Below are 4,389 nucleotides of genomic sequence, written 5' to 3'. Positions count from 1 at the left end.
GTCAATCCGTACGCCGGCTGCCTGCCGATGGTGATCCAGCTGCCCGTAATGTGGGCCCTGTACCAAGCCATCTGGCGGACGCCGGAACTGCAGAACGGCAAATTCTTGTGGATGGACCTGGGCAAGCCAGACCCGTACTACATCCTGCCGGTTTTGGCGGCGGTATTTACCTTCCTGTCCTCATACATCGCGACCTTGTCCGTGCCGAAGTCTTCCCAGACGACGATGACCAAGGTCATGAGCTACGCGATGGCGATTATGGTCGGCATCTGGGCGATTGTCTTCCAGTCCGCGATCTCCCTTTACTGGGTGATCTCCAACCTTTTCCAGGTTGGCCAGACCCTGGTCCTGCAGAATCCGTTCAAGTACCGGAAGGAGCAGGAGGCCAAGGAGGAAGCCGAACGCGAGCGTCAGCGCAAGATGCGGCGGGCTTACAAGCGCCTCAAGCGCAAATAACAGAATATTCATCTAAAGTTTTTTAGATAAAGTAGTGAAAGTGCTTTATCCATCATTTTTCATGGTGGAAATTGCGCTTTTTTTATTGGAAAAAATGAGGTAATGAGATGGTTCAACGTTTAACTGAATTCGATACGATCGCGGCGATCTCAACGCCGCTGGGGGAAGGCGGGATTTCGATCGTCCGCGTCTCCGGGGAAGACGCGGTTGCCATTGTCAACCGCTTGTTCAAGGGCAAGGACCTGACCAAGGTGCCCAGCCACACGATCAACTACGGGCACGTCGTGGACCCGGCAAGCGGGCAGGTGATCGACGAAGTCATGGTTTCCGTCATGCTGGCCCCGAAGACTTTTACCAAGGAAGACACCGTGGAAATCAACTGCCACGGGGGGATCGTGGTGACAAACGACATCCTGCAGCTGCTTTTGGCCAACGGAGCCAGAATGGCTGACCCGGGCGAATTTACCAAGCGGGCCTTCGTCAACGGCCGCATCGACCTGACCCAGGCCGAAAGCGTGATGGACATCATCCGGGCCAAGACCGACAAGGCCCGGCAGGTGGCCGTCAAGCAGCTCTCCGGCGGCCTGTTGACCGAAATCCGGGCTCTGCGCCAGGAAATCCTGGACGTTTTGGCCAATGTCGAGGTCAACATCGACTATCCGGAGTACGATGAAGAAGAAGTGACGGCCCAGAAGATGCTGAATTGCGCTGAAGCCGTCAGCGGCAAGATTGCCCGCCTTTTGGAAACGGCCCAGGAGGGGCAGATCCTCAGAAACGGCTTGAAGACCGCCATCGTCGGCCGGCCAAACGTGGGCAAGTCCTCTCTTTTGAACTACCTGACCCAGAGCGACAAGGCGATCGTGACGGACGTGGCCGGGACCACCCGGGACACCCTGGAAGAATTCGTCTCCGTGAAAGGGGTGCCGCTGGAACTGATCGACACGGCCGGGATTCACCATACCGAGGACCAGGTGGAAAAAATCGGCGTTGAGCGGTCAAAGAAGGCCATTGCCCAGGCGGACCTGATCCTGCTTTTGCTGGACGGCAGCCAGGAATTGACGGAAGAAGACCGGCAGCTTTTGGACTTGACCGCCGGCAAGAAGCGGATTATCGTGCTGAACAAAACGGACCTGGGAGAGAAGCTGTCAGCAGCCGATATTGCTGAAGAAAGCGGCAGCGAAGTGATCAGCACCTCGATCATGAAAAAGGAAAAGCTGGACGAGCTGGAAGCCCTGATCAAGCAGCTCTTCTTCAAGGGCATCGAGAACTCAAACGACCAGGTCCTGGTCACCAACCAGCGGCAGGCGGGCCTTTTGGCCAAGGCCAAGCAGCAATTGGCCGACGTGGTCAAGGGACTTGAAGACGGGATGCCGGTCGACTTGGTCCAGATCGACTTTACCGGCGCCTGGGAAAGCCTGGGCGAGATCACGGGCGAAAGCGCGCCAGACGAGTTGATCAATGACCTCTTCAGTCAGTTCTGCTTGGGGAAATAGCGAGGAAGGCAAGGAAGACGAAAAAGATGAAGACTTATGTTTCAAACGAATATGACGTGATCGTGGTCGGTGCCGGCCACGCGGGCTGCGAGGCCGCCCTGGCCAGCGCCCGGATGGGGGAGAAGACCCTGCTTTTGACCATCGGCCTGGACATGGTGGCCTTTATGCCGTGCAACCCGTCAGTCGGCGGTCCGGCCAAGGGGACCGTGGTCAGAGAAATCGACGCTTTAGGCGGGGAGATGGGCAAGAACATCGACAAGACCTACATTCAGATGCGGATGCTGAACACGGGCAAGGGGCCGGCGGTCCGGGCCCTGCGGGCCCAGGCCGACAAGTGGGACTACCATGAAGAAATGAAGCGGACCATCGAAAACACCCCTAACCTGACCCTGCGCCAGGCCATCGTTGACGACTTGATCGTCGAAGACGGGGAATGCCGGGGCGTGGTCACCAACACCGGGGCCCGCTACCGGGCCAAGAGCGTGGTTTTGACGACCGGGACCGCGGCCAGAGGGCGGATTTTTATCGGGGAACTGAACTACTCATCTGGTCCCAACAACACGATTCCAGCCATCAAGCTGTCTGAAAGCCTGGAGAGACTGGGCTTCAAGCTGCGCCGCTTCAAGACCGGGACGCCTCCTCGGGTCAACATGCACACGATCGACTACTCCAAGACCGAAGAAGAGCCGGGCGACAAGGAGCCCCGCCACTTCTCCTTCACCAGCAAGGACGAGGACTACCTCACTGACCAGACTTCCTGCTGGATGACCTACACCAACCCGAAGACCCATGAGATCATCAACCAGAACCTGGACCGGTCGCCGATGTTCTCCGGCGACATCGTCGGGGTGGGGCCGCGCTACTGCCCGTCGATTGAAACCAAGGTCGTCCGTTTTGCCGACAAGGACCGCCACCAGATCTTCCTGGAACCGGAAGGGCGGAAGACGGAAGAAATCTATGTCGGCGACTTTTCAACCTCCATGCCGGAAGAAATCCAGCTGGAGATGCTGCACACGGTCGCTGGCCTGGAAAAGGTCGAGATGATGCGGCCAGGCTACGCCATCGAATACGACGTGGTCGACCCGTGGCAATTGACCCACACGCTGGAAACCAAGCGGGTCAAGCACCTGTTTACGGCTGGGCAGATGAACGGGACTTCCGGCTATGAAGAAGCCGCTGGCCAGGGCCTCATCGCCGGGATCAACGCGGCCTTGAGCGCGGAAGGCAAGCCAGCCTTCACCTTGGGCAGGGATGAAGCCTACATTGGCGTCTTGATCGACGACCTGGTCACCAAGGGGACGGAAGAGCCTTACCGGCTTTTGACCAGCCGGGCTGAATACCGCCTGCTGCTCCGTCACGACAACGCCGACCTGCGCCTGACTGAAAAGGGGCATGACCTGGGCCTGATCGATGATGACCGCTATGCTGAATTTTTGGCAAAGAAGGAGCTGATCCAGGAAGACCTGGACCGGCTGGGCGAGATCACTGTCCACCCGACTATTGCCGTCAACGAATACCTGGCTGGCTTGGGCGAAAGCAGCTTAAACGGCGGGGTCAAGGCTGACGTCTTCCTCAGACGGCCAAAGGTGACGGTTGAAGACGTGGAGCGCCTGACCGGGCAGAAATTGGCCGGAGACCGCTACGTCAAGGAACAGGTGGAGATCGACATCAAGTATGCCGGCTACATCAAGAAGCAGGAGATCCAAGTGGCCCGCCTGCGCCGGCAGGAAGCCAAGAAGATCCCGAAGGACATCGACTATGACCAGATCGAGGGCCTGGCAACCGAAGCCCGGGAGAAGTTCGCTAAGATCCGGCCGGAAACCCTGGCCCAGGCGGAAAGAATCTCCGGGGTCAACCCAGCTGACCTGGCCATCTTGAGCGTCTACGTGCAAAACGGCAAGTACGCCAAGGTCCAGAAGTAAGTTAAAAGGCGAACCCGGTGGGGTTCGCCTTTTTTTGCTGTGGGGGGATGCATATGGCTATTTTGAGTGGATAAAAAATGAGAGTAATTCTCAATTGTTTTTGTTCTTTCTAGTGAGCTTAGTTCCGATAGCGATAAGCAAGACAACTACGGTGTAGCCACCGCCAAGCAGCAACTCTGCAAACCAGAATTGGCTGCTGGCACTAGCGAGGTGCTCACCAAAAATCATGGGACCGAAGCAGTAGTAGGCATTGTAGAGGGTGATTAAGACTAGACCAAATATAATGATCAAGACTAATCCACCAAGCCAACTGACTAACTTTTTAATGAAATTCATCCCAACCACATTCGGCGCCCCAAAGAGCATAACACTAGTGGCGAAAAACGTACTTAATGTGTTTGATTATATGTAAGAGATAGCAGGTAGGTTCTAAGTTGAATTAGCGTAGGGAAAGCCAGAACTTTGCTTTAGGTTAGAGCGCAAATTTTAGTCATACTTCAGAAACATATGTTTGGGAA

4 protein-coding genes are annotated in these 4,389 nt (G+C 56.3%); 3 read left to right on the top strand and 1 reads right to left on the bottom strand.

The window, feature by feature from the left end:
* The 3 genes from lacNas_RS11945 to mnmG form a co-directional block, all read left to right on the top strand.
* The coding region (locus tag lacNas_RS11945; RefSeq protein WP_201336236.1) for a YidC/Oxa1 family membrane protein insertase at positions 1-456 on the top strand (456 nt) is incomplete at its 5' end.
* Between the two features lie 107 nt (positions 457-563).
* Positions 564-1,949, top strand: a complete 1,386-nt coding sequence (gene mnmE / locus lacNas_RS11940; RefSeq protein ID WP_201331056.1) for a tRNA uridine-5-carboxymethylaminomethyl(34) synthesis GTPase MnmE — start codon at positions 564-566, stop codon at positions 1,947-1,949.
* A 26-nt stretch (positions 1,950-1,975) separates the two neighbouring features.
* A complete protein-coding gene (gene mnmG, locus lacNas_RS11935; protein WP_201331055.1) occupies positions 1,976-3,871 on the top strand; it encodes a tRNA uridine-5-carboxymethylaminomethyl(34) synthesis enzyme MnmG in 1,896 nt (631 codons plus the stop codon).
* Positions 3,872-3,961: 90 nt separating this feature from the next.
* Here the strand turns inward: mnmG and lacNas_RS11930 are convergent, their stop codons facing one another.
* On the bottom strand, positions 3,962-4,207 hold the full coding sequence (locus tag lacNas_RS11930) for a hypothetical protein (RefSeq protein WP_373868171.1): 246 nt from the start codon (positions 4,205-4,207) through the stop codon (positions 3,962-3,964).
* Positions 4,208-4,389 lie beyond the last annotated feature (182 nt).

The organism is Lactobacillus nasalidis, assembly GCF_016587775.1.
Lineage (GTDB): Bacteria > Bacillota > Bacilli > Lactobacillales > Lactobacillaceae > Lactobacillus > Lactobacillus nasalidis.
Note: the sequence above shows the minus strand (reverse complement) of the source record. Positions and strands in the feature narration are given on the sequence as shown.

Excerpts from the sequence above, each read along its gene's own strand:
- mnmE (WP_201331056.1), top strand. The coding sequence starts at position 564 with ATGGTTCAACGTTTAACTGAATTCGATACGATCGCGGCGATCTCAACG.
- mnmG (WP_201331055.1), top strand. The coding sequence starts at position 1,976 with ATGAAGACTTATGTTTCAAACGAATATGACGTGATCGTGGTCGGTGCC.
- lacNas_RS11930 (WP_373868171.1), bottom strand. The coding sequence starts at position 4,207 with ATGAATTTCATTAAAAAGTTAGTCAGTTGGCTTGGTGGATTAGTCTTG.